Source organism: Martelella mediterranea, from assembly GCF_004342225.1.
Classification (GTDB): domain Bacteria; phylum Pseudomonadota; class Alphaproteobacteria; order Rhizobiales; family Rhizobiaceae; genus Martelella; species Martelella mediterranea_B.
Genome location: NZ_SMAR01000002.1, coordinates 1 through 20,402, shown reverse-complemented (window position 1 = coordinate 20,402; position 20,402 = coordinate 1). Strand labels below are relative to the sequence as shown.

General features: G+C 58.2%; 20 protein-coding genes and 1 pseudogene. 5 read left to right on the top strand and 16 right to left on the bottom strand.

All coding sequences use genetic code 11. From position 1 onward, the window contains the following. Positions 1 to 87: 87 nt before the first annotated feature. From EDC90_RS01540 to EDC90_RS01515, 6 genes are all read right to left on the bottom strand, one after another. Positions 88 to 405, bottom strand: coding sequence for a hypothetical protein (locus EDC90_RS01540; protein WP_132307847.1), 318 nt, complete (start codon positions 403 to 405; stop codon positions 88 to 90). Between the two features lie 53 nt (positions 406 to 458). Continuing rightward, a complete protein-coding gene (locus EDC90_RS01535; RefSeq protein ID WP_132307845.1) occupies positions 459 to 716 on the bottom strand; it encodes a hypothetical protein in 258 nt (85 codons plus the stop codon). Positions 717 to 724: 8 nt separating this feature from the next. Next, on the bottom strand, positions 725 to 1,045 hold the full coding sequence (locus tag EDC90_RS01530) for a hypothetical protein (RefSeq protein WP_132307843.1): 321 nt from the start codon (positions 1,043 to 1,045) through the stop codon (positions 725 to 727). Positions 1,046 to 1,885: 840 nt separating this feature from the next. Next, positions 1,886 to 2,185, bottom strand: coding sequence for a hypothetical protein (locus EDC90_RS01525; RefSeq protein WP_132307841.1), 300 nt, complete (start codon positions 2,183 to 2,185; stop codon positions 1,886 to 1,888). Continuing rightward, positions 2,182 to 2,397 (bottom strand): helix-turn-helix transcriptional regulator, encoded by a 216-nt coding sequence (locus tag EDC90_RS21525; protein WP_132307839.1) that lies wholly within the window; start codon positions 2,395 to 2,397, stop codon positions 2,182 to 2,184. The genes EDC90_RS01525 and EDC90_RS21525 overlap by 4 nt, the downstream gene beginning before the upstream one ends. A 377-nt stretch (positions 2,398 to 2,774) precedes the next feature. After that, entirely contained in the window at positions 2,775 to 3,851 is a 1,077-nt protein-coding gene (locus tag EDC90_RS01515; RefSeq protein ID WP_132307837.1) for an NAD(P)H-dependent flavin oxidoreductase, read from the bottom strand. Positions 3,852 to 3,984: 133 nt separating this feature from the next. Here EDC90_RS01515 and EDC90_RS01510 point away from each other — a divergent pair, with 133 nt between their 5' ends. Both EDC90_RS01510 and EDC90_RS01505 read left to right on the top strand, forming a co-directional pair. Further along, on the top strand, positions 3,985 to 4,878 hold the full coding sequence (locus EDC90_RS01510; RefSeq protein ID WP_132307835.1) for a LysR substrate-binding domain-containing protein: 894 nt from the start codon (positions 3,985 to 3,987) through the stop codon (positions 4,876 to 4,878). A gap of 216 nt (positions 4,879 to 5,094) precedes the next feature. Further along, positions 5,095 to 6,570: a protein adenylyltransferase SelO gene (locus EDC90_RS01505; protein WP_132307833.1), complete on the top strand. Its 1,476-nt coding sequence runs from the start codon at positions 5,095 to 5,097 to the stop codon at positions 6,568 to 6,570. Positions 6,571 to 6,753: 183 nt separating this feature from the next. Here the strand turns inward: EDC90_RS01505 and EDC90_RS01500 are convergent, their stop codons facing one another. Next, positions 6,754 to 8,175 (bottom strand): autotransporter outer membrane beta-barrel domain-containing protein, encoded by a 1,422-nt coding sequence (locus EDC90_RS01500; RefSeq protein WP_165972704.1) that lies wholly within the window; start codon positions 8,173 to 8,175, stop codon positions 6,754 to 6,756. Between EDC90_RS01500 and EDC90_RS01495 the strand changes: the two genes are divergently transcribed. Beyond that, on the top strand, positions 8,164 to 8,667 hold the full coding sequence (locus EDC90_RS01495) for a helix-turn-helix transcriptional regulator (protein ID WP_165972703.1): 504 nt from the start codon (positions 8,164 to 8,166) through the stop codon (positions 8,665 to 8,667). The two genes, EDC90_RS01500 and EDC90_RS01495, sit on opposite strands and share 12 nt — an antisense overlap. A gap of 141 nt (positions 8,668 to 8,808) precedes the next feature. On the opposite strand, the gene EDC90_RS01490 is transcribed toward EDC90_RS01495, so the two are convergent. Further along, a complete protein-coding gene (locus EDC90_RS01490) occupies positions 8,809 to 10,041 on the bottom strand; it encodes an aminotransferase class V-fold PLP-dependent enzyme (RefSeq protein ID WP_132307827.1) in 1,233 nt (410 codons plus the stop codon). 59 nt (positions 10,042 to 10,100) lie between these two features. Between EDC90_RS01490 and EDC90_RS01485 the strand changes: the two genes are divergently transcribed. Beyond that, positions 10,101 to 10,895: an IclR family transcriptional regulator gene (locus tag EDC90_RS01485; protein WP_132307825.1), complete on the top strand. Its 795-nt coding sequence runs from the start codon at positions 10,101 to 10,103 to the stop codon at positions 10,893 to 10,895. On the opposite strand, the gene EDC90_RS01480 is transcribed toward EDC90_RS01485, so the two are convergent. From EDC90_RS01480 to EDC90_RS01450, 7 genes are all read right to left on the bottom strand, one after another. Beyond that, positions 10,865 to 11,389 (bottom strand): RidA family protein, encoded by a 525-nt coding sequence (locus tag EDC90_RS01480; RefSeq protein WP_245510889.1) that lies wholly within the window; start codon positions 11,387 to 11,389, stop codon positions 10,865 to 10,867. The two genes, EDC90_RS01485 and EDC90_RS01480, sit on opposite strands and share 31 nt — an antisense overlap. Further along, a complete protein-coding gene (locus EDC90_RS01475) occupies positions 11,376 to 12,341 on the bottom strand; it encodes an ABC transporter ATP-binding protein (RefSeq protein ID WP_132307823.1) in 966 nt (321 codons plus the stop codon). Before EDC90_RS01475 ends, EDC90_RS01480 begins: the two co-directional genes overlap by 14 nt. Further along, the gene (locus tag EDC90_RS01470; protein WP_132307821.1) at positions 12,338 to 13,333 is read right to left on the bottom strand and encodes an ABC transporter ATP-binding protein; all 996 of its coding nucleotides are present in this window, start codon (positions 13,331 to 13,333) and stop codon (positions 12,338 to 12,340) included. The genes EDC90_RS01475 and EDC90_RS01470 overlap by 4 nt, the downstream gene beginning before the upstream one ends. Next, on the bottom strand, positions 13,330 to 14,445 hold the full coding sequence (locus tag EDC90_RS01465) for an amidohydrolase family protein (protein WP_132307819.1): 1,116 nt from the start codon (positions 14,443 to 14,445) through the stop codon (positions 13,330 to 13,332). Before EDC90_RS01465 ends, EDC90_RS01470 begins: the two co-directional genes overlap by 4 nt. After that, positions 14,446 to 15,339, bottom strand: a complete 894-nt coding sequence (locus EDC90_RS01460; protein WP_132307817.1) for an ABC transporter permease — start codon at positions 15,337 to 15,339, stop codon at positions 14,446 to 14,448. 3 nt (positions 15,340 to 15,342) lie between these two features. Then, the gene (locus EDC90_RS01455) at positions 15,343 to 16,284 is read right to left on the bottom strand and encodes an ABC transporter permease (protein ID WP_132307815.1); all 942 of its coding nucleotides are present in this window, start codon (positions 16,282 to 16,284) and stop codon (positions 15,343 to 15,345) included. A 136-nt stretch (positions 16,285 to 16,420) separates the two neighbouring features. Continuing rightward, positions 16,421 to 17,932, bottom strand: a complete 1,512-nt coding sequence (locus EDC90_RS01450; protein WP_132307813.1) for an ABC transporter substrate-binding protein — start codon at positions 17,930 to 17,932, stop codon at positions 16,421 to 16,423. 609 nt (positions 17,933 to 18,541) lie between these two features. Between EDC90_RS01450 and EDC90_RS01445 the strand changes: the two genes are divergently transcribed. Next, positions 18,542 to 19,171, top strand: coding sequence for a hypothetical protein (locus EDC90_RS01445; protein WP_132307811.1), 630 nt, complete (start codon positions 18,542 to 18,544; stop codon positions 19,169 to 19,171). A gap of 695 nt (positions 19,172 to 19,866) precedes the next feature. Here the strand turns inward: EDC90_RS01445 and EDC90_RS01440 are convergent. Continuing rightward, a pseudogene (locus EDC90_RS01440) lies at positions 19,867 to 20,310 on the bottom strand (ATP-binding protein); the annotation flags it as partial. Between the last annotated feature and the right edge of the window lie 92 nt (positions 20,311 to 20,402).

The following is a 20,402-nucleotide window of genomic DNA, read 5'->3' as shown; positions in this document are numbered from 1 at the left end:
TCGCTGACATTCATACAGGGATGAAACGCGACACGGTCATGAGGCCCATGCTGCTCGTTGTTTCAAACTGAGCAGCCAAGGACCGGATCACGTTTCTGAGCTTCTGTTTTGCCGGCAGACTCTCGCCATCTCTTCAACGGTATCGACCTCATAATGGCTCCCATCGCCGCAGAGTACGCGCCCGGAGGCATCAATCGACCAGATTATATAGTGATCAATTTCACGGGGGACCTCCATCCCGAGAGGCAAGCTGCACATATCCACGAATTCCTGATTTTCCATTCCACGTTCACTCGCTGCCTCCCGCAACTCTTCGAGCCTCTGCTTCAGTTCGTAGATATCGACGCCATCCCAGCGTTTGATCTGCCGTGCGATCTTGTAAGGGTGAGGTTGTTTGTATTTCATGTTGCATCCTTTCAATTTTGAAGTGTTGGCTGTTCGGCACAACTGCAGGCCGTCTAGAGAGACGGAAGATGATCGGGCGGAACAATATCGTCTGGACTTTCGTTGGTGTCGTCTTCATCAACCTCTACGTCCAGGGCCTGCCCCGCTGATCTCAGCAGATCGAGAACAGTCCGGGCTTGCTCTCCGCCCCGCGTCAGATAAAGATGTTCGCCGTCATGGCTCAGCTCAGAGCCGTCGGGAAAGCGGCATGACGCAATATCCAAAGTCCAGGAAATCAGAGCCTTGATCTTTCGCTGCCTCAGGCAGTCCAACAGCCGCCTCAGCCCCCTTGATCCCCGGGCTTCGTCAAGAATTCTGCGATCGGCTTCAGGTCGTGCCGTAGCGCTTTCACGGTCGCGGTCTGGTGCTCGACCTCCTTGAGGATATTGATCTGGGTTTCCGCCAGAAAACTGATCCGTCGAGCCAACTCCTCGATCGCTGATCTGTGACCGTTTTCGGGATCGAATGCCATCGAGACGATTTCGTGAACCTGGCAGGTCACCCCGAGATTCTGCTCGAGCGTCTTCTTCTGATCCAGTCCCGTTTTCGAGATCGTGATCAGGACGTCCCGCACTTCTGATATCTTCGCTTCGGTGGACATGGGTATTCCTTCTCGGTGATGGGTGCGGTGGCTCGAGTTGGGCAATAGTCTTGCGCAACAGGTCGAGGTCCCGCGAAAGGTTCAAGGCGCGGGCAATGCCGCAGATTTCGAATTGCTTTTTCAGTCTTGCCGGCTGCAGGGTGCGACTAAGCTCTCCCGCGAAAACCGGCTTGCGAGTGCCGCGCATGACTTGGTAACCGGCCCGACCATATATTGTGGGCGTCTCGGTTAATCGGATGGGAGGAGACGAATTCTGCACGGCCTTTGCCAGGTCTTCAAAACATGTCGGCAGTCGTCGACGAATGACCGTCTCGATCTCCACGAGCACGTCTTCGTACGGTCCCCCGCGTATCCTCGGCCGGCGTGGAAACATGGGAGGCGGTTTAGGTTTCTCGATCGGCGGAGCTGTAATCCCGCGAATGCGACCAGCGAAGGTCATACGAAGGTCGCGTTCCGCTCGATCGCAAGCCGGCTTCATCGGAGGCAACTCGACCGGAATGCCCGTCCATGTGGAAAGTCTCGCGGCCACGTGGATGTGGTCGCAATTGGCATCCCTGTGGCGGCACGAGAACCAGGGGATCACGGCCGTATCGATGCCAAATGCAGCAAACGCGATATCGATTGCCTCGCACCATTGCTCTTTGTCGAGAAATGCCGTTTGCGGTGCTGACAATGTCATATGCGCATGGGGGCGAGCCATGTGTGCTTGGTTCGCATTAAAAATCTCTCGGCAGATCGGGCGTGGAAGTCCGGCGATCGGGCCGGCCAGCACTTCCGCCTCTGGCGAATGAAAGTAGGCATACAGCACGTTGAAATTGTTGGGAAAGGTGAAGTACGGCCTCATCCCAGCACCCCCACGACATGCACGAGGGCTGACGCTTGCGTGTGCGCTACACGCAGTAGTCTGGCCTTTTCAGCCCGGGTCAGGTGCGTGCACATCTGAAGATCTCTAACGATCTTCATGATTTCGCCAGTGCGGCGATCGAGCTCCCGCAACTTCGCGCCACCGCCAGCCAGAAGGCAGAGGCGGACGTATTTCGCCTTTTGCTGCTCGCGGCATTGCAGCATATGCCACCGGACTGCTGACGCCTCCGATCGTGTAAGACGTGTCTGGAAAATTTCCGTCCTTTGAGAACTCATCGCCACTCCTCCTCCGCCAGAGGAAGCGAGTCGATGAAATCGAGAACGTCGGCCAATCGCCATCGCACGGTGTGAGGCCCCAGACGGACGGGTCTCGGGAAATCGAGGTCCTCGCGCAGCCTTCTGTCGATGGAGCTCTCGCTCCATGACAGCAACTCCATGAGTTGCGGCTTGGAAATTAGCCGGTGTTCTAGCGGGATATTAGTTGCCATCTTGGCCTCCGGAGAGTGTTGCGATGGCAAGACAATCTAAACAGATTTTCGGAACGCGATATAGGGGGAGTGTCTGGAAATGTGGAAAGTGGGCGATTCCGCAGGCTTTCGCGCAAAAATCGCGCGCAATTTTGTGGAAAACCCCGTTCGCTCTATTCCATTTTCCGGAAATACTTTCTGGAAAGTTCTTCTGATTCACGAACTACGCTGACGCCAAGCAGCGACCACCCTACACCATTTCATTAGCCAAAGGACTCAGAAACTGACCTCTTTCTCAGAAAGCTGCCATCAGTTCTTCGGGCGTTCGGGTTCCCACGACGCTGATCAATGTGAGAGGAGCCAGAAGGAAACCCGAACGCGAGGCATGGCCATGGGCGCTAGCTCCGCCGATCGATACACGACACTTCATCAAACCGCATTTCAAGCGCGAGCGTTGCCATAAGCTCTGCCGCGGGCATGGCGCGCGCGAGCGGCGCAGCTTGCCCCGCCCATTGCGCACCGTAACCGGCCTCGCCGCAGGCTTTGGCAGCGGCGTGAAGGGCCTTTCCGGCGTCGTAGGCAATGGGATAGTCGGGCGGGGTGGTTCCACGAAGCGTCGTTTCCGCCAGTTCCGTGAACCTGTTGGCAAGCGCGCGCGCCGGCCGGCCGGAAATTGCTGTCGTCAGCCGCGTGTGGAATGCACCCTGCCCCTTCAGCGACTCGCGATAGGCATCATCCGCGGCAGACTCGGGGCAGGCGATGAAGGCTGTGCCGAGTTGCGCGGCCACTGCGCCGAGATCGCAGGCGGCGGAAATGCTCGTGCCATCCATGATCCCGCCTGCCGCGATAACAGGGATGCCAGTCTTCCTGACCAGAAGCCGCGTTAGCGCAAATGTGCCAAGACCATCATCGGCGGCCAGCGGATCGAACACGCCGCGATGCCCGCCAGCCTCGATCCCCTGCGCGATGACGGCATCAAGCCCGGCGGCCTCGACGGCTTCGGCCTCGGCAAGGCTTGTCGCCGTCGCGAAAAGTCGGATGCCGGCGTTCTTCAGGGCAGTGATCGTTTCAGCCGGCGGCAGGCCGAAATGAAAGCTGACGACCGCCGGCTTTTTCTCGACCAGAAGAGACAGCATCTCCGGGTCATCGGAAAAGCTCTTGTAGATGACCCGCAGATCGGACGGCGGCGCGGCGCCGAATTCGGCGAAGACGGGCTCGAGTGCCGCCAGCCATGCCGCCTCCCGCTCTGGGTTCTTCACGGCAGGGCCATGCACGAAGACGTTGACGTTGAAGGGCCGGTCCGTTTGCGCGAATGTTTCGTCGATCATCGCGCGGGCACTGGCGGCATCACTCGCGCCAATGCCGATCGAGCCGAGCCCGCCAGCGTTTGAGACCGCCGCCGCCAGCGCCGGGGTCGAGACGCCAGCCATCGGCGCCTGAATGATGGGCAGCTTCATTCCGAGCCCTTCAAGCATTTCGCCATCTCCTTTATCGTTCCGCATACTTATCGATCAGGTCAGCACAAATTCCATGAAAGAGAATTCACCTTGACGTTCGTTTCCATTTAAAGAATATATATTTCCATTGGTTCTGCAATGGAGAATTTCGATGGACCTCGCCACACTCGCCGTCTTCAGGGCCGTCGCCAGAGAGGAAAGCATCACCCGGGCCGCTGAGTTGCTGGGGCGCGTGCCATCGAACGTCACCACCCGGATCCAGCAACTGGAGGCAGAGATTGGCGTGGCGCTGTTTGCCCGCGAGACGCGACGCATGGTGCTGACCAGCGAGGGTAAAGCCTATCTCGACTATGCCGAGCGCATCCTCAATCTCGCCGACGAGGCGCGCCAGCAGATCAATCCCGAAGGTCCCGGCGGCACACTGCGCATCGGCTCGATGGAAAGCACGGTCGCAAGCCGCTTGCCCTCATTGCTTGCCGCCTTCAACCGCGACTGGCCGGAGGTGACGATCGAGCTCTCGACGGCGCCGACACGCCAGCTTATCGATGCGGTTCAGGCCCACCGTATCGACTGCGCCCTCATCGCCATTGCGGCGGACGATAGCTGGAGCGCGCTCGACGCGCTGGAAACAATCCCCGTCTTTCGCGAGGAGCTCGTCCTGCTCGTGCCAAAGGGGCACCGCGCGGTTCGCTCACCAGCGGACGTGGAGCCGATGGCGCTGGCCGCCTTCGCGCCGGGCTGCACATACCGGATGCTGGCGGAGGAGTGGCTGATGGGCGGAAGCCCCGCCCGCTCGCGCCTGAAGATCCAGGAGGCCGGCTCCTACCACGCCATGTTCGCCTGCACTGCGGCGGGGGCCTGCGTCAGCGTCATGCCGAAAAGCGTCGCCGACACGCTGTCCCGTCTCGGCTCCGTGGAAGCGCATGGGCTGATGACCGTGGATACCCATCTGGCCTTCCGGCCGGGGTTCGCCACTCCCGCATTCCTCGAATGGCGCAAACGTCTCCTGGCGGCCTCGGACATCGAACCTTCAGCGAGCGCATGAGAGACCGGACGTCATCAAAGAAAGATGCCGGCCCGACAGACGCTGCAGGTCTGGTCGTGATCGTCCGCATGGGGTTGGCCGCTTAGCCTGTATCGGCGTTTATCCGTTGATGGTCTGTCAGGCATTGCTCTGGAAATCCGGCATCGACAGCGCCACCTTAGTGCAGAATGGTCGAGAGCCAGCGGCCGAGCGGTACGACGGAAGCGATGCGGAAAGATGACGATACATTTACACTTCGACAACAGCTACGCGCGGCTCGGCGCCGCCTTCCACCGGCCTACCGCGCCGACGCCCGTCGCCGCGCCGCATCTCCTGAAGCTGAACCGACGGCTCGCCAAGGAACTCGGGCTCGACGCGGATGCGTTGGACAATGCTGAAGGGGTTGAAATCTTCGCCGGCAATCGGCTCCCAACGGGAGCCGAGCCGATCGCGGCCGCTTACGCCGGACATCAATTCGGAAACTTCGTGCCGCAACTCGGCGACGGGCGCGCCATCCTCCTCGGCGAGGTCGTCGACCGACAGGGTCGGCGTAGCGACCTTCAACTGAAGGGGGCTGGCCCCACAATCTTCTCGCGCAACGGCGACGGACGGGCAGCGCTCGGCCCGGTCCTGCGCGAGTATCTCGTCAGCGAGGCCATGGCCGCGCTCGGCATCCCAACCACGCGGGCGCTGGCCGCGGTCGCGACGGGAGAGCCCGTCTACCGGGAAACGGCCCTGCCGGGCGCGGTCCTCACGCGTGTCGCCTCAAGCCATATACGCGTCGGCACGTTCCAGTTCTTCGCGGCACGGGGCGACGCCGCCGCGGTGCGCCAACTCGCCGACCATGTGATCGACAGGCATTACCCCGAGGCAGCGGGCGCTTCCAATCCCTACCGCGCTCTTCTCCAGGGCGTCTGCACCCGTCAGGCCGAACTCGTCGCACGCTGGATGCAGATCGGCTTCGTGCACGGCGTCATGAACACCGACAATATGTCGATCGCCGGGGAAACGATCGACTACGGCCCGTGTGCCTTCCTCGACGCTTACGATCCCGCGACCGTCTTCTCTTCGATCGACCGGAACGGGCGTTACGCCTACGCTAACCAGCCCAGCATCGCGCACTGGAACCTCGCGCGTCTGGCAGAATGTCTGCTTCCTCATCTCGATCGAGACGAAAACAAAGCCGTTGAAGCCGCGCAGGACGTCCTCTCCGGCTTTGCGGACGCGTTCAACAACGCTTATGTCGACGGCTTTCGCGCGAAGATCGGTTTGCAGACACCGCAGACGGAAGACGCCGCGTTGATCGAGGACCTTCTTGGGCACATGGCACAGCAGAATGCGGACTTCACCCTGACCTTTCGCAATCTCGGTAAAGCGGCGGAAAGCGAACAGGTTGACGGGTCGCTGCGCGGACTCTTTGCCGATCCAGCCGCCTATGACGGCTGGGCGGCGCGCTGGCGTCAGCGCCTCGCGGACGAACCGGGAGAACCGAGTGAACGGCGCATTGCGATGGATGCGGTGAACCCGGCGATCATTCCGCGAAATCACCTCGTCGAGGAAGCGCTTGCCGCCGCGATGGCCGGCGACCTGGCGCCCTTCGAACGCCTGAACGAAGCACTGGCCGCGCCCTTCGAGGATCGGGCGGCGTTCGCCGATTATGCCGGCCTTCCGCCGGTGCCCGAGACGGCGTACCGAACCTTCTGCGGCACGTAAACGCGCGGCCCGCAAGCAACGCAAACCGGAAAGATTTGTCCAAACAAACCGAACCATTTCACTATGTAGTTCGAATTTACCGATTTTGTGTGGTGTCGAAATCGGTCCTGATGGGCGCAAAAAGTACGGCCCGGACAATGCCGGGCCGTGTTTTCTACACCAATTTCCAGGTGTTCAGCTTGATCAGAACCGGATATCCAACCGAGCCGTTACACTGTTTTGCGTATAGCTGTCACCGAATTGCCCTTCATATCCAAGTCCGATCGAGGTCATTTCGTTGACATTGAAATCCATTCCGACACCGATGACTGCCGTGTCCCTGGCCACCGGAACGCCGCTTACGGTAAACGGTGACGAACCTGTCAGTGCGGCCGTTGATGTCGGATCAATGTCGCCATAGGCATGACGCCAACCTGCATCGAGATAGGCTTCTGCCTTGGTCGTTCCGATGTCAAAACCTGTCGAGGCACGCATACCCAAGGTGCTGAAATACGTATTCATCGTATCCGAATGAACGCCGAGTGCAGCTGCCGATGCTCCGCTTTCGTTAAAGCTACTGTTGTTGAGGTTAACGTAGGAGAGGTTGGCATAAGGCTCAAGCTGCATCTGATCCGCAGGCTGATACTGGAAAGCAACCTCGCCGAAGGCCTGGAACGTATTGGCGTCGTAACTGCCGTTCAATTGATCGTAGAAACTGCCAAAACTGACGGTTCGGTCGACTTCAGGGGTATTCCAGGTGTAGGCAAGGCCAGAGCGCAGCGCCCAGCCGGTGCTGTCCGAAATATCCCACTGACCGCCTGCATAGGCGCCGAGCGTATAGGCGTTGGCGTTGCCCGAGGCGTTCTGATCGTTGTCGAACGAAGTGTAGCCATAGCCCGCCAGAGCGCCGACCCGCCAGTTTTCGCTCAAAGCACCGTCAAAACCGGCAATAAAGCCACCTGTATCGGACTTGATTTTGCCTGTGTTGCTGTTGCCTTTCAGTTCGCTCCAGCTGCCATAGGCATATCCCCAGGCGCCATAGGTGCTTTCCGGTTCCGCATAGTACCCATTCATCTGAGCATCATCGTCGGATGGCGCATAGCCCATCGCCTTGACCGGTGTTGTCGGTTTTCCGCCAAAGGCCTGCTGCAGGCGACCTGTAACGGCATCACGGACATGTTGTGTCTGATTGATCATGACCGTTTGTGCCGACGCGTAAATGTCCCCCGACAGCGCATTGTAAACGGTTGGCGCCTCCTGCGCCGTCAGTCGTAAAACGACGTCTTCATAAAGTTCGGATTGCGAACCGCCCATCGTTTCAAGAGCATTGGCAACCGCCACCTGATTCGGGGTTTCGGCTACCGATGCAAAGGCCACATCGTTGCGCTGTACCGTTAAAAACACTGTCGTCGGATCATAAGAGATAACCGGGCGCACAAAGGCATAGTTATTCACATTATTCCAGGCGGGAGTGTTATCCGTGAACTGTGTTCCATTAAATCCGCCTTCGGCGGTCAGTATGGTATAATCATAGTTGATTTTGTAGCCATCCATCGTATCGACAACCACAGTACCGGCGAGGTTGGCGGTTCCTCCTACTTTAATAAGATCAGATTGACCCGCCATGTTAACTTCGACGTCGTAATCCAGGCCGAGGGGGTGATCGCTTTGGGACCGGTTTCGGGGCGGTCGTTTCGACGCTGCCTTTCCGAGACGCTTGCGGCGGCGAAGGCTGGTGAAGATAAGGTGGTCGGCATCATGCTGCATCGGGTGATGGCCGCGGGCACCATATCGGCGCTGGCCTGCGCGCTGCCAGCGCGGCAGATCGATCGGCCCGGCGCGCCGGCCCCGGGATTGTTCCTCGCCGACCCGGAACGTCGCGGCCGTGCGCCGGAAACATTGTGGATGGACCTGTTCGGGTTGACGCCGGCCGAAGCAAGAATTGCCGGGGCTCTGGCCAACGGTGCCCGCAACGTTGATGTTGCGGAGGAACTCGGTGTGTCACAAACCACCATTGCGTTCCACATGCGCAATCTGTTTCAGAAAACCGGCACGAATCGACAGGCCGACTTGATAGCGCTGATACTCGTCGGCCCGATGATGGTAAAGTTGGATTAGGCGGCTCTGGTCGAAACCGGAAGGCCGCAATCAATTTGCATTCGACTTGCACGAAGCCACCGGGAATGCTCCGCTCCCGGCCTGTCTCTTTGTTCTGATGCAATTCCGGGCGACGACCCGGTGTCCACTTCTTCCGGAATTTCACGAAAGCCAGTGCAGATAACCGTCGGTTCCACCGTTTCGGCTTGATGCGAGAGCCTCTTCTGCGTCTATATTTCTCCAGGAGCCACGCATCATTTCCTCTCTGAGGGCATTTGCAACGACCGGAGCCTGGCCAGGAAGAAGATTACAGGGATCAAGCTGGAAATAACCGAGTTCGGCCTCATGTCCGCGCACAATGATAGCCGGGTCTCGCTGGCCGAAAGCGGCTACGACAACGGGGGCGCCCGCACCCAGTTTTTCAGCATCCACGTCGATTTGCAGACGCTCCAGCGGATTGCCGGTCGGGTCCGGAACGCGGTAGGCGCTGATACCCGGGATACCGCGCAGCGCGTCGAGCCACAGCTCAAGCGCGGCATTTTCCTGCGCACGAATGGCCGCATGGTCCCGCTTCATCCAGGCCCGCATCGCAGCGATTGCCCCCATGATGCTCTCCTTGCCGATCTTCATGCCACGGCCGATACCGATGTTTTGCAGGTAACACGCGCGCACCAGGTCGCGCCGGCCTGCGATGATACCGGAAGTGGGGCCGCCAAGGAATTTATGACCGGAATAGATGACCAGATCTGCGCCCTTTTCGAGAAAGCTGCGCAGATCATATTCCGAAGCCGCGTCAACGATGACCGGCACACCTTTTTCGTGCGCCAGCCTGACGAAGCGCTCGAACGGGATCTGGCCGTAATGCACGACATGGTGTGAAACGACATAAAGCGCCGCCGCCGTTTCATCGTCCAGAACTGCCGAAAGTTGAAAATCCTTGCAGAGGGTTGCTGTTCCCGCCACACGAACATTCGCCCCGGCAAGCTCGATACCTGTCTTGATCGATGAGCCGTATTCGCAAAGATGCCCCATCTGAACGGCAATGCCTGCCTTCGGACCGGGGTTGCGCGGCAAGGCTTCTGCGTGGGCCGGATCGAGACCGGTGATGCAGCCTGCCACGGCGAGCGATATCGCGGCACCGGCCGAAGCAGTCATGCATCCCGCCTCGGCGCCGGTGAGTTCCGCTATTGTGTCGCTGGCGAGCGTCTGTAGCGCGTGCATGTCAACGAACCGTTCCGTGGCTGCTGCTGTTTCGCGGGCGACTTCCGGTACAGATGCCACTGATGCGCCCAGTCCTGTCATCGTTCCGGCGACGTTGATGACACGTTTGAAGCCATTGGCGTCATGCCAGCTCCAGTCGGGTTCTACACTTGTGTGCGTTATGTCATTGATCATTGAAAATGCTCCATAATTATGAAATAGATTACCTTCAATTATTGAAGGTCGAAACCCGAATGCAAAACACCGGCAAAGCGCCTCGCTCACGTACCAGCGGCATCGACAGGACGCTGCAGATCATGGATATCCTGCTGGAATACCGGCGGCCGATGACGGCCTATGAACTTGCCAAATATGCAGCGGCTCCGATTTCGACGATCTACCGACTTATCGACGAGCTTGTTGAACGTGACATGCTGAGCCGAACCTCCGAAAGTCTTGTCTGGTTTGGGCCACGACTTATGCATTATGGCCTCGCCTACCGGTCGCGCATGAACATGTATGTCGAGGCAGAGAAGGAAATGCTTTCGCTCAGTCGACGAACCGGAGAAATGGTTCAGGTTTGCGCCCGCGATGGTGGCATGATGGTTGTCATCGGCATGGCTGAAGGCGAAGGTCAGTTCCGGGTGACTTCCGACGTCGGCACCCGTGTTCCGCTCAACTGGACAGCCTCTGGCCTTCTTCTTCTTGGGCACCTCAACGCGGAGGAGCGAAAGCTCGCCTTTGCCGAATGCGCCCGTCCTTCCAATACCGGACTGGCCGAGATCGACCCCGAAATTCTTGCTCAGCGCAGCCGGGCCGACTTCCTTGACGGGCTTTCGGTTCAGGCCGGCAGCTCCGAGGAAGGTGTGGTCTGCATCGCCGCCCCTGTGCGGGATGCCGATGGCGCCTGCCAACTCACCATGTCCGTGGTGATGCCGCGCCATCGGCTTGAGGAGAAGTGCGACAGTATATCTGTGCAGGTTCGCGAGGCCGCGAAACTTGTCGAGCGGGCAGTGGGTCATAGGGCGTCCGTCGTTGCTCCCGCATGATCGTCATGCGTAACAAGCTCGAAAATAGCCTCGATTTCGACGGTTATCTGGTTCGGTAGAGAACCGACCCCAAAGGCTGAGCGCGAGTGCACACCGCTCTGCCCGAAAATCGGGGCCAGAAGGTTGGATGCTCCGTCGATAACATAAGGGTGGCGCGTGAATTCCGGTGTCGCATTCACCAGGCCCAGAAGCTTCACCACGCCACGAACCTGATCCAGCGATCCACCACAGAACTCACGCAGGGCGGTAAGGATGTTGATCGCGACGACTTCGGCATGCTTTCGTGCCTCCTCTGCGGAAACCGTATCGCCGACCTTGCCGGTCAGCAGTGTTCCGTCGGCAAGAACAGGACCTTGCCCGGAGACAAAGAGCAGGTTTCCGGACTGGCGAACGTTGCAAAACGATCCGACGGGCCGGGGCGGTCCCGGCGGGAGCGCGAGGCCGGATTGAACAAGTTTCGCCTCGGGGGACTCTCGCAAATTATCTATTTTCACCAATTGCCTCTATTCTTTTGCAGTGACTGTAATGTCCCGAAGAAACCTGCACCGGTGATGGTATACCGGAAGCGCAGATTTCGCGTGCATGTGCACAGCGGGTGCGAAAAACACACCCGGAGGGGGGTGCCATCGGGCTCGGGATGTCGCCCTTGAGAACCTCCCGGCTGCGCGCAAGGCCTGGCCGCGGGATGGGAATGGCCGAATTCAGCGCAAGTGTGTACGGGTGTTTTGGACGCTCATGGATATCGGCTGCGGGGCCAACTTCCATCACGCGCCCCAGATACATGACGGCGACCTGGTCGCAGAGATAGTCGACCACCGAGAGGTCGTGCGCGATGAACAGCATCGTCAGGTTGCGCCGCGCCTGAAGATCGAGGAGCAGATTGAGTACCTGCGCCTGGATCGACACATCAAGGGCGGATACGCTCTCGTCGGCGACGATGAACTCAGGCTCCAGTGCAAGTGCACGGGCAATACCGATCCGCTGTCTCTGGCCGCCGCTGAACTCATGCGGATAACGCCGCATGTGATCCGCGCTGAGACCGACCTCTTCCAGCAATGACGCCACGACGTCACGGCGGGTGCGGCGCGTGCCAACACCGTGGGCGACAAGACCTTCGGCGATGATCGCCTCGACAGAGAGACGGGGATTAAGCGAGGACGCCGGGTCCTGAAAAACCATCTGCATCCGGCGGCGCATGGCCCGTAGATCCCCCGGCCGGAGACTGTTGAGATCGCAGCCGTCGAAAATCGTGCTTCCGGATGTCGGTTCGATCAGTCTGAGAAGGCTGCGGCCCAGTGTAGATTTACCCGAACCACTTTCGCCCACAAGACCCGTGATCGATCCCCTGGGAATGTCAAAGCTGACATCATTGACGGCATAGACCGGGTTGTTGGCCGGCCCAAACGTTTTGGTCATGTTGCGAATGCTGATCAAAGGCTCGGTCATGACACCCCAACACTTTCGAGAATGCAGGCTGCAAAGTGATCAGAGGCCTTTCGATCAAGCGTCACGGGCTCGCGACAGCGCTGCTGGGCATGGCTGCAACGAGGCGCGAACGCACATCCGTCCGGCAGATCGGTGAGCGGCGGCACTGAACCCGGTATCGGGATCAGCCGCTCACCGCGCTTGCGCCACGGGCCCGGTATCGAGTTGAGAAGCCCCTGCGTATAGGGATGGCGGGTATCCTTGAAGAGCGCATCCACACTCGCCTGCTCAACCACACCGCCCGCATACATCACCGCAACATCATCCGCCATTTCTGCCACCACACCCATGTCGTGGGTGATAAACAGGATCGACATGCCGAGATCCTTCTGCAATTGCCGCATCAGGTCGAGGATCTGTGCCTGAATGGTAACGTCGAGGGCTGTGGTCGGCTCATCGGCAATCAGAAGCGAAGGCTTGCAGATCATCGCCATGGCGATCATCACACGTTGGCGCATACCGCCCGACAATTCGTGCGGATAGCTGTCCATCCGTTTTCCGGCTTCGGGAATTTCGACCAGTTCCAGCATTTCAATGGTGCGCTTGCGCCGCGCCGCGCCTTCCATTTTTTCATGCAGAAACAGCATCTCGCCAATCTGGTCACCGATGGTGAAAAGCGGATTGAGCGACGACATCGGCTCCTGAAAAATCATAGACATCTGTACGCCGCGCAGCCGCCGCTTTTCGGCTGCGGTGAGTTTCGTAACTTCCAGAATACGGCCATCGCGTTGGCGGTAACCGATGGTTCCGGCGGCAATCTTCCCGTTGGGAGGCAAAAGCCCCATCAGCGCCAGTGAGGTCACGGACTTGCCCGACCCGCTTTCGCCGACCAAAGCCAGCGTTCGTCCACGGCCGATACTGAAACTGACGTCACGCAGGGCCGCCACTTCGCGGCCCTGACCGCGAAACCGAACACTCAACCCGCGAACATCCAGAATGGTGTCTTCTTTCATGCGGCCCTCCGCGCAGCCGGCTGGACGTCATCGCCGATCACTGTCATGCGTGGTTCGAACAACCGCTCCAGCGTCATCGCATTGCCCTGACTGTCGATGACCGGCAGCGATGCCTCGGAAAACTCAAAGACCGTGAAGTCGGCGCGGCTGCCTGCTGCAAGTCCGCTACGCCCGCTGAGCCCCATTACGTCACGAGGGCCTGCACAGACTGCGTTGATACAATCTTCAAACGGCAAGCCAACACCGTAGAGTTTGGACATTGTGGTCGCGAGATCGCGCACCGGATCTTCAAGGCTGTGGAGATGAAGATCGGTCGAAATCGAAAACGGTCTGAGACCATCGGCCATAGATGCTCGCGCGGTTTCGAAGTTGAACGAGGCGGAGCCGTGGCCGATATCCATCAGGATACCCCTTGCGGCCATGTCCTGCGCCATTTTGAACAATGCTTCGGTATCGCGGATCGAACCGGCCGCCTTGCCGTTGAAACAGTGCGTTACGATATCACCCGGCGTCAGCAGTTCGAAAACCTCGTCGATCAGCGGCGGCGGCTCGCCGACATGTACCATCAGTGGCAGATTGGTGATTTCGGCGACACGTTTCGCGATCTTTGCCGGAGTGATCCCCCATGAGCCGACAATCACGCCCGACGCGCGCACCTTGATGCCACAGATTACATCGCGGTTCGCCTCGACCACGGCGAGGGTCTTGTCGATATCGATCGAACGCCAGTCGGCGAGTTCGGGCACACGATTGCAAGCAACGAGACCGATGGAACCGATATTGAGAAACGCCCGGACGGTTTCGGACTGCCGCTCGATCACATATTCGCGCAGTCCATGGAAACTTGCCTCCCCGGCCGATCCGGCATCAGCCATCGCGGTCACACCGGTTGGCCGGCCAGCCTGCGAGGCGCGAACCGAGATATCCGTGCCGCCATGCCAGACATGGACATGCAGGTCACACCATCCCGGCGACAGCCAGGCGCCCTTGCAATCGATTTCACGGGCGTTCGGTGCACCGGTTTCGATGATCAGGCCATCATCGCCGACATGGATTTTATCAGGCGCATCATCGAGGCCGACGATGCGAAAATTGACAAGAGTGAGAGACATTCAGGCTTCCTTGGAAAGATGTGGGTCAAGCGCATCTCGCAGGCCGTCGCCAACGATCTGCAATGTCAGCACGGAAAGCGAAATCGCTATACCCGGAAACAGGATGAGGTAAATTGCCGTGTCGAGATACTGGCGGCCTTCATTGACCATGATCCCCCATGTGGGTGTTTCGGGATCGACACCGATGCCGAGAAAGGAAAGGCCGGCTTCGGCCAGCATGGCGTAGGCAAAGATAAAGGTCGCCTGCACCAGGATCGGTGATACGATGTTGCGCAGTGCATGTGTGATCATAATGCGCCATGTTCGTGTCCCCAGAGCCCGCGCTGCTTCAACATAGGGCATTTCACGCACAACCATGGTCGAGGCACGCACGATGCGGGCGACGCGGGGCGCATATACAATCGAAAGGGCAATCACCACATTGGTGAGCGTGCCGCCGAAGATCGCCACGAGCGAAAGCGCAAGAAGGATATCCGGAAATGCCATCATCGCATCGATCAGGCGCGAGAACGGCCAGTCGAGCCGACTGAAGAACCCAGCCGTCAGGCCGATGGCGACGCCGAGCAGCGCCGAAAGTATTGCAACCGAAAGCCCGATGGTGAGCGATGACCGCCCCGCATAAAGAAGGCGTGAGAACACATCACGGCCAAAGGCGTCGGAACCGAACCAGAACTCGGTGCCGGGACCCTGCAGGCGCATGCGCACCGACATGGCATCGGGGTTGACGGGCGCCACCAACGGGGCGAACAGACAGAGCAGGGTAATCGCCAGAAAGATAAAGATTGAGACCTGCACAGAGCGCCGGGTCATCAGGACCTGGAAGAAGCCGGGTTCCTTGCCCCCCTCGGGCTTGACCGTTTCCTGTTTTTCGGAAGAAAGCGTCGTGTCTGTCATGGGTCAGTACCTCACCCGTTTGTCGACGACCAGATAAAGAAGGTCGGTCACAAGGTTTACGAACACATAGACAATGGCGACGACGATCAAGGTGCCCTGGATGACGGGATAGTCGCGGCGCAACACAGCATTGACCACCAGACTGCCAAGACCCGGCAAGTTGAACACCCGCTCTGTGACGACAGCACCAGCCACAAGCAACGCGAAGGTCAGCCCCACAACCGTGATGATCGGAATCCCGGCGTTTTTCAGCGCGTGACGCAATATGACCCGCCGCTCGCTCATGCCTTTGGCACGGGCGGTGCGTACATAGTCCTCACTCAGAATGTCCAGCATAGAAGCGCGCGTGAAGCGCAGGATAAGAGCGGAGTTGACAATGCCGAGCGTGATAGAAGGCAAGACAAGATGCCACATCCGGTCAAGAAAATCGGCATCGGGGCCACCATAACCGGATGCCGGAAACCAGCCAAGCTCGGTAGCCAGGTAACGTTGAAAGATCAGCCCGGTGAGAAAGCTTGGAACCGACGCGGCCAGCATTGCCGTGGTTACGGCAGACTGGTCAAGCACCGATCCGCGACGATAAGCAGCGTAAATGCCGATAGGTGTGGCAATGAGCAGGGCGAAAATCAATGAAAACAGCGACAGGAAGACGGTGGGCTCCGCCCGCGCCGCCAGAACGGAGGTGACAGAATTATCAAAGAACAGCGACCGCCCAAGATCTCCCTGTGCAGCATTCGCTACAAAGGTTACGTATTGTATGAAAATAGGCTGATCAAGGCCGAGGCTGGCGCGCAGATCCCTGACATCTTGCGGGGTGGCGTCCGGACCGAGCATCAGGGCGGCCGGATCGCCGGGTGCAAGTCTCACGAGCACGAAGGCGAGCGTCAGCACAAGAAAGGTCACAACGACCATGCCGACAAAGCGCCTGATGAGGTAATTTGTCATTCGGTTCAGTTCCCTGGTGTATCGAACGATACAAGAATTCAACGTTCCGAAACCCCGGCGTCCGGTTCTCCCGGACGACACAGAGGTGGATCAAAACTGCATCGGCGCAGCCATGAGGCTACGCCGATACGCATCATTACTCGGCAACCGAGGCGTTCCAGAACTGCGGCCACGGAGAAGGGGCTACGCCTTCCATCGCTCTGGATTTGCCTTGAAGGGAATTGAAATTGCCGACCTTGATGAAGCCGACATCCTCGTAAAGCTCAGTCTGAAGTTCCTTGAAGATTTCCTTACGCACTGCCGGGTCCGTTTCAGTGATGAACCGGGTATAAATCTCGTTCTTGGCCGGTTCATCCCAACCTTCAAGCGCCTTGGCCGAAAAGCTTGAAATCAGTGCGGGTTCCGGAAGGAAAGGTGAGTGCGTGATGTAAATATCCCAGAGGTCCGGGTTGTTTCGCCGCTCGGCGAGCGTTGCCCAGTCGACGACATCCATCTCCACCTCGAAACCGGAGGCCTCAAGCGCCATTTCCGCGACCAACGCCATCTGGTAATGGAACTCGTACTGGCGCGAGGTCAGGATGCGCAGCGGCGTGCCATCATAGCCGGCTTCCTCAAGATGTTTCGATGCGGCCTCTATATCGTTCTGGTTATAGAGCTCGACACCGCCGTCATTATTCCAGACCCACCCTTCGGGGAAAAGCGCGCCATCGACCTGATAGAATTTCTCGTCGCCAAAGGCAGCATAAAGCATGTCATCGAACGGCAAAGCTGCCTGGACGGCCCGCCGGATTTCGATGTCGGTCATCATGCCCTTGTTGCGGTTCATTGCAAAAACAGGCCAGCCAAACGGTTCGAGCATCAGCGGCTCGGCAACATCGCTCGCCTCGAGCCTGTCATAGGATTCTGTCGAAAGGCTATCGGCAAAATCAAACTGTCCGGACAGCAGGCCCTCGGCACGCGTGTTCGGATCGGCAACGGGCACGAAACGGATTTCATCGGGAATTTGCTTACGCTCGGCCGCACCGCCCGGCTGGGTATAGCCATCGAAACGAACGAGCTGGATATACTGATCCGGTACGTAATCAGCGATTTCATAGGGACCGGTTCCAACGACATCTTCGATCCGGTCATCAAGGATTTCTTCCGGATAGACCACCGCCGCTGAATTCGAGAATGCGAGCAAAGAAAGAAGAGGGGCATAGGGCTGGTTGAGCCTGAGCGTGACCTCGTAGTCGCCGGACGCTTCAACACTGTCGACATAGGCCGCAACACTCTTGCCGCGTGAGGCAACCTTGAGCCAGCGCTCCAGCGAACCCACAACATCGGCGGCATCCATGGATGAGCCGTCATGGAATGTGACCCCTTCGCGGATCGGAATAACGTAGGTCAGACCATCGTCGCTGACATCCGGCATGGCGGCAGCCAGAAGCGGAACCGTTGCCCAGTTTTCATCAAAGGTGAAAAGCGTTTCGACGAAATGCTGCGTGACAATGCTGACGACATCCTTGGTCGAAACCATGGGATCGAATGTGTCGGGTTCGCCGATCATGGCAACATCGACCGTGGTTTGCGCCTGAGCCTGGCTGGCAACAGCCAGTCCGAGCGCCAGAATTGAGATGCCTGACAGTTGGAAAAGGGTGCGGTTCATTTAGCTGCTCCATTATTATGAAATATAGTGCCATTTAAGAGAATGGCAAATGTTCCCATGACTGTCAACGATCTTGTCCGCTTCACTTGCAAATCCGCGCACGAAACCGATTCACTTTGTTGCGGAGGGGAACGAATGGAATTGTCCCGCCTGCTACATTGGCGTTCGCGCCGAATTGCGTTGAAGAAAAAGCAGGTGATATTGATGGTACGCGTACCGAATATCCGGTGATGGATATTGTCCGAAGGCGGCCTGGTATTGGCGTCTCTATGATGAACAGCACTATCCCGGCATTTTCCGGGTTGCGCAGCTACTGCGTCTCCGTCCGGCTCAGATTCGAGGCTTTCTTTATGAATGAAGGATGTGCATGAGCAGTCGCCAAAAAAGGCGGTCACGGCATAAAAGCCGGCCTAATTCAGGACGATCTTGTCGATGACACGAACAGTTCGAGGGGTTTTGTCACGTTACGAGATCAGCATTCGGCGCGGATCGGCGAGAAGGCTGGCGTAGTGGGCCAGAAAGCGCGCGGCCTCGGCGCCCACATCCGCATCGGCCTCGCCGAATGCTGCATACCGCCTGTCACGCAGGCGTACGGAGGTCTATTGTCCCATGTCAGTCTCACAAACAGCGAAACTGGATCTCGGATTTGAAGTTGAAGCCGCCCGGGATGGGTCGGTGATCGTTTCCGGAAAAGGCGTTGGCTTGAAATTCTCTGGCCTCATCGTCCTTTTCCTGGTCATGCTTCTGCCCTCGTCGTTTCTGTTTACATTCCTGATCAATCGCGGCCCACTCAGCTTTCTTCCGGCCGATCTTTATATTCCTGCCGCCTTGGCGATCAATGCGGCACTGGTATATGCTGTTCACCGGCTCAAGACCCCGCCCTTCGGGTTTCGGCTCACTGAAGACGGCCTGGAATGCGATGGGAAGCGATACGCCTACAGCGACATCAACGAGGTGTTTGTCGATAACGGCCACGCGAAAGGCCGGCCAATTGCATCGGGCGGCATCCACACGGGACTGATCATTGGCGGCACGGGTCCGGTCGGGATCACGGCCGCGCTTACCGGTGGAGCCGGCGCGTCGGCATCAATTGCCATGGCCAATCTCGGCACCAGAATTGGCTCGGCAGTGAACTATCGTGTAAGCTTCAGACATGGACGCAACGTCATCCGGCTGGCGTCATCGCTGGACGAGAGCACAGCAATTTCGCTATTCCGGTTTCTGACGGAAGAACCATAAACTTGGAGCGAAGAGTTACCGTCAGCGTCCGGCGATGCTTCTTTGGTGCGGACTGGCAGACTGCCTTACCTATTTTATTTGTTGCTAAAAACACTTCGTTTTTGCTGTTAGAACCTATGGAGCGCTGCAAAATCGCTTTTTTCCGGATTCCCTGCCGAGCCTGCTCAATCATCGGCATCATTACGGGGCAACTCGGAATTCTGAAGATTGAATTGGTGTGGCTTCATGAGCGTTGGCAAGGTATTTGAAGCGGTGGTGGAGCTCGCAATTATCAACGATAAGCCGGAAGCCGTTCGCGTTTTTCTCTCCTGACCTGCAGCGATACGGTATCGATCGAGATCGGCCAAAATGGGGCATGAAGCATGCAAGACGGTAACGACCGACAGCGGCAAGGTGGTCCTTGACATTCCGCGCTGCACCGCGGGCCGATTGAAGCTCAAAAACGTGCCCCGTCCTTGGCTTCGCTGTTTGAAACAACAAGCGACACGGGACTCATGCTCGTGTCGAATTTCATCTGTATATGTATGTTGGCGATGCGTACGCGCGTCAGAGCCGTCCAGGCCGGTTCGGCGATGATATATGCGACCACCGGCCACCACGATGCGCTAGATGAGCAGTGTCAGTGTTGATTTCTGCTGAGAGGTGACCCGGTATTTTCACCGAGGTTTGACCCACCTTTGGTTATGTCTCAGCGGTTATGTTTTGGTCAATGCAGTCGTCTCCTTTCTCTTTTTCTTAGCGGCCTCTGAACTGGCTTTATATCGATAGCTGTCATTGCCGGTTTCGAGGATGTGGCATCGGTGTGTGAGCCGATCCAGCAGTGCGGTTGTCATCTTGGCGTCCCCGAATACCTGAGCCCATTCGGCGAAGCTGAGGTTCGTGGTGATGATCACGCTGGTGCGCTCGTAAAGTTTGCTCAACAGATGGAAGAGTAGCGCGCCGCCGGATGAACTGAACGGCAGGTAGCCGAGTTCATCGAGGATGACCAAGTCGATCTTGGTCAGCATTTCAGCCAATTTGCCCGCCTTCCCGAGCGCCTTTTCCTGTTCCAACGCATTGACGAGTTCGACGGTCGAGTAGAAGCGCACCTTGCATCTGTGATGCTCGATGGCCTGCACGCCGATGGCCGTTGCAATGTGATCTTGTACCGATAGCGCAAGACTTTTTTAGGTTTCATGCTGAGGTCTGTAATCGGTTTGCACGCCGTGATGCCCGGATACTCTCGGATACG

What these genes read in the sequence shown, in the direction of transcription:
- EDC90_RS01540 (WP_132307847.1), bottom strand. Translation starts at nt 405, where the DNA reads ATGAAATACAAACAACCTCACCCTTACAAGATCGCACGGCAGATCAAA.
- EDC90_RS01530 (WP_132307843.1), bottom strand. Translation starts at nt 1,045, where the DNA reads ATGTCCACCGAAGCGAAGATATCAGAAGTGCGGGACGTCCTGATCACG.
- EDC90_RS01525 (WP_132307841.1), bottom strand. Translation starts at nt 2,185, where the DNA reads ATGAGTTCTCAAAGGACGGAAATTTTCCAGACACGTCTTACACGATCG.
- EDC90_RS21525 (WP_132307839.1), bottom strand. Translation starts at nt 2,397, where the DNA reads ATGGCAACTAATATCCCGCTAGAACACCGGCTAATTTCCAAGCCGCAA.
- EDC90_RS01515 (WP_132307837.1), bottom strand. Translation starts at nt 3,851, where the DNA reads ATGCTTGAAGGGCTCGGAATGAAGCTGCCCATCATTCAGGCGCCGATG.
- EDC90_RS01510 (WP_132307835.1), top strand. Translation starts at nt 3,985, where the DNA reads ATGGACCTCGCCACACTCGCCGTCTTCAGGGCCGTCGCCAGAGAGGAA.
- EDC90_RS01505 (WP_132307833.1), top strand. Translation starts at nt 5,095, where the DNA reads ATGACGATACATTTACACTTCGACAACAGCTACGCGCGGCTCGGCGCC.
- EDC90_RS01500 (WP_165972704.1), bottom strand. Translation starts at nt 8,175, where the DNA reads ATGGCGGGTCAATCTGATCTTATTAAAGTAGGAGGAACCGCCAACCTC.
- EDC90_RS01490 (WP_132307827.1), bottom strand. Translation starts at nt 10,041, where the DNA reads ATGATCAATGACATAACGCACACAAGTGTAGAACCCGACTGGAGCTGG.
- EDC90_RS01485 (WP_132307825.1), top strand. Translation starts at nt 10,101, where the DNA reads ATGCAAAACACCGGCAAAGCGCCTCGCTCACGTACCAGCGGCATCGAC.
- EDC90_RS01475 (WP_132307823.1), bottom strand. Translation starts at nt 12,341, where the DNA reads ATGACCGAGCCTTTGATCAGCATTCGCAACATGACCAAAACGTTTGGG.
- EDC90_RS01470 (WP_132307821.1), bottom strand. Translation starts at nt 13,333, where the DNA reads ATGAAAGAAGACACCATTCTGGATGTTCGCGGGTTGAGTGTTCGGTTT.
- EDC90_RS01465 (WP_132307819.1), bottom strand. Translation starts at nt 14,445, where the DNA reads ATGTCTCTCACTCTTGTCAATTTTCGCATCGTCGGCCTCGATGATGCG.
- EDC90_RS01460 (WP_132307817.1), bottom strand. Translation starts at nt 15,339, where the DNA reads ATGACAGACACGACGCTTTCTTCCGAAAAACAGGAAACGGTCAAGCCC.
- EDC90_RS01455 (WP_132307815.1), bottom strand. Translation starts at nt 16,284, where the DNA reads ATGACAAATTACCTCATCAGGCGCTTTGTCGGCATGGTCGTTGTGACC.
- EDC90_RS01450 (WP_132307813.1), bottom strand. Translation starts at nt 17,932, where the DNA reads ATGAACCGCACCCTTTTCCAACTGTCAGGCATCTCAATTCTGGCGCTC.
- EDC90_RS01445 (WP_132307811.1), top strand. Translation starts at nt 18,542, where the DNA reads ATGTCAGTCTCACAAACAGCGAAACTGGATCTCGGATTTGAAGTTGAA.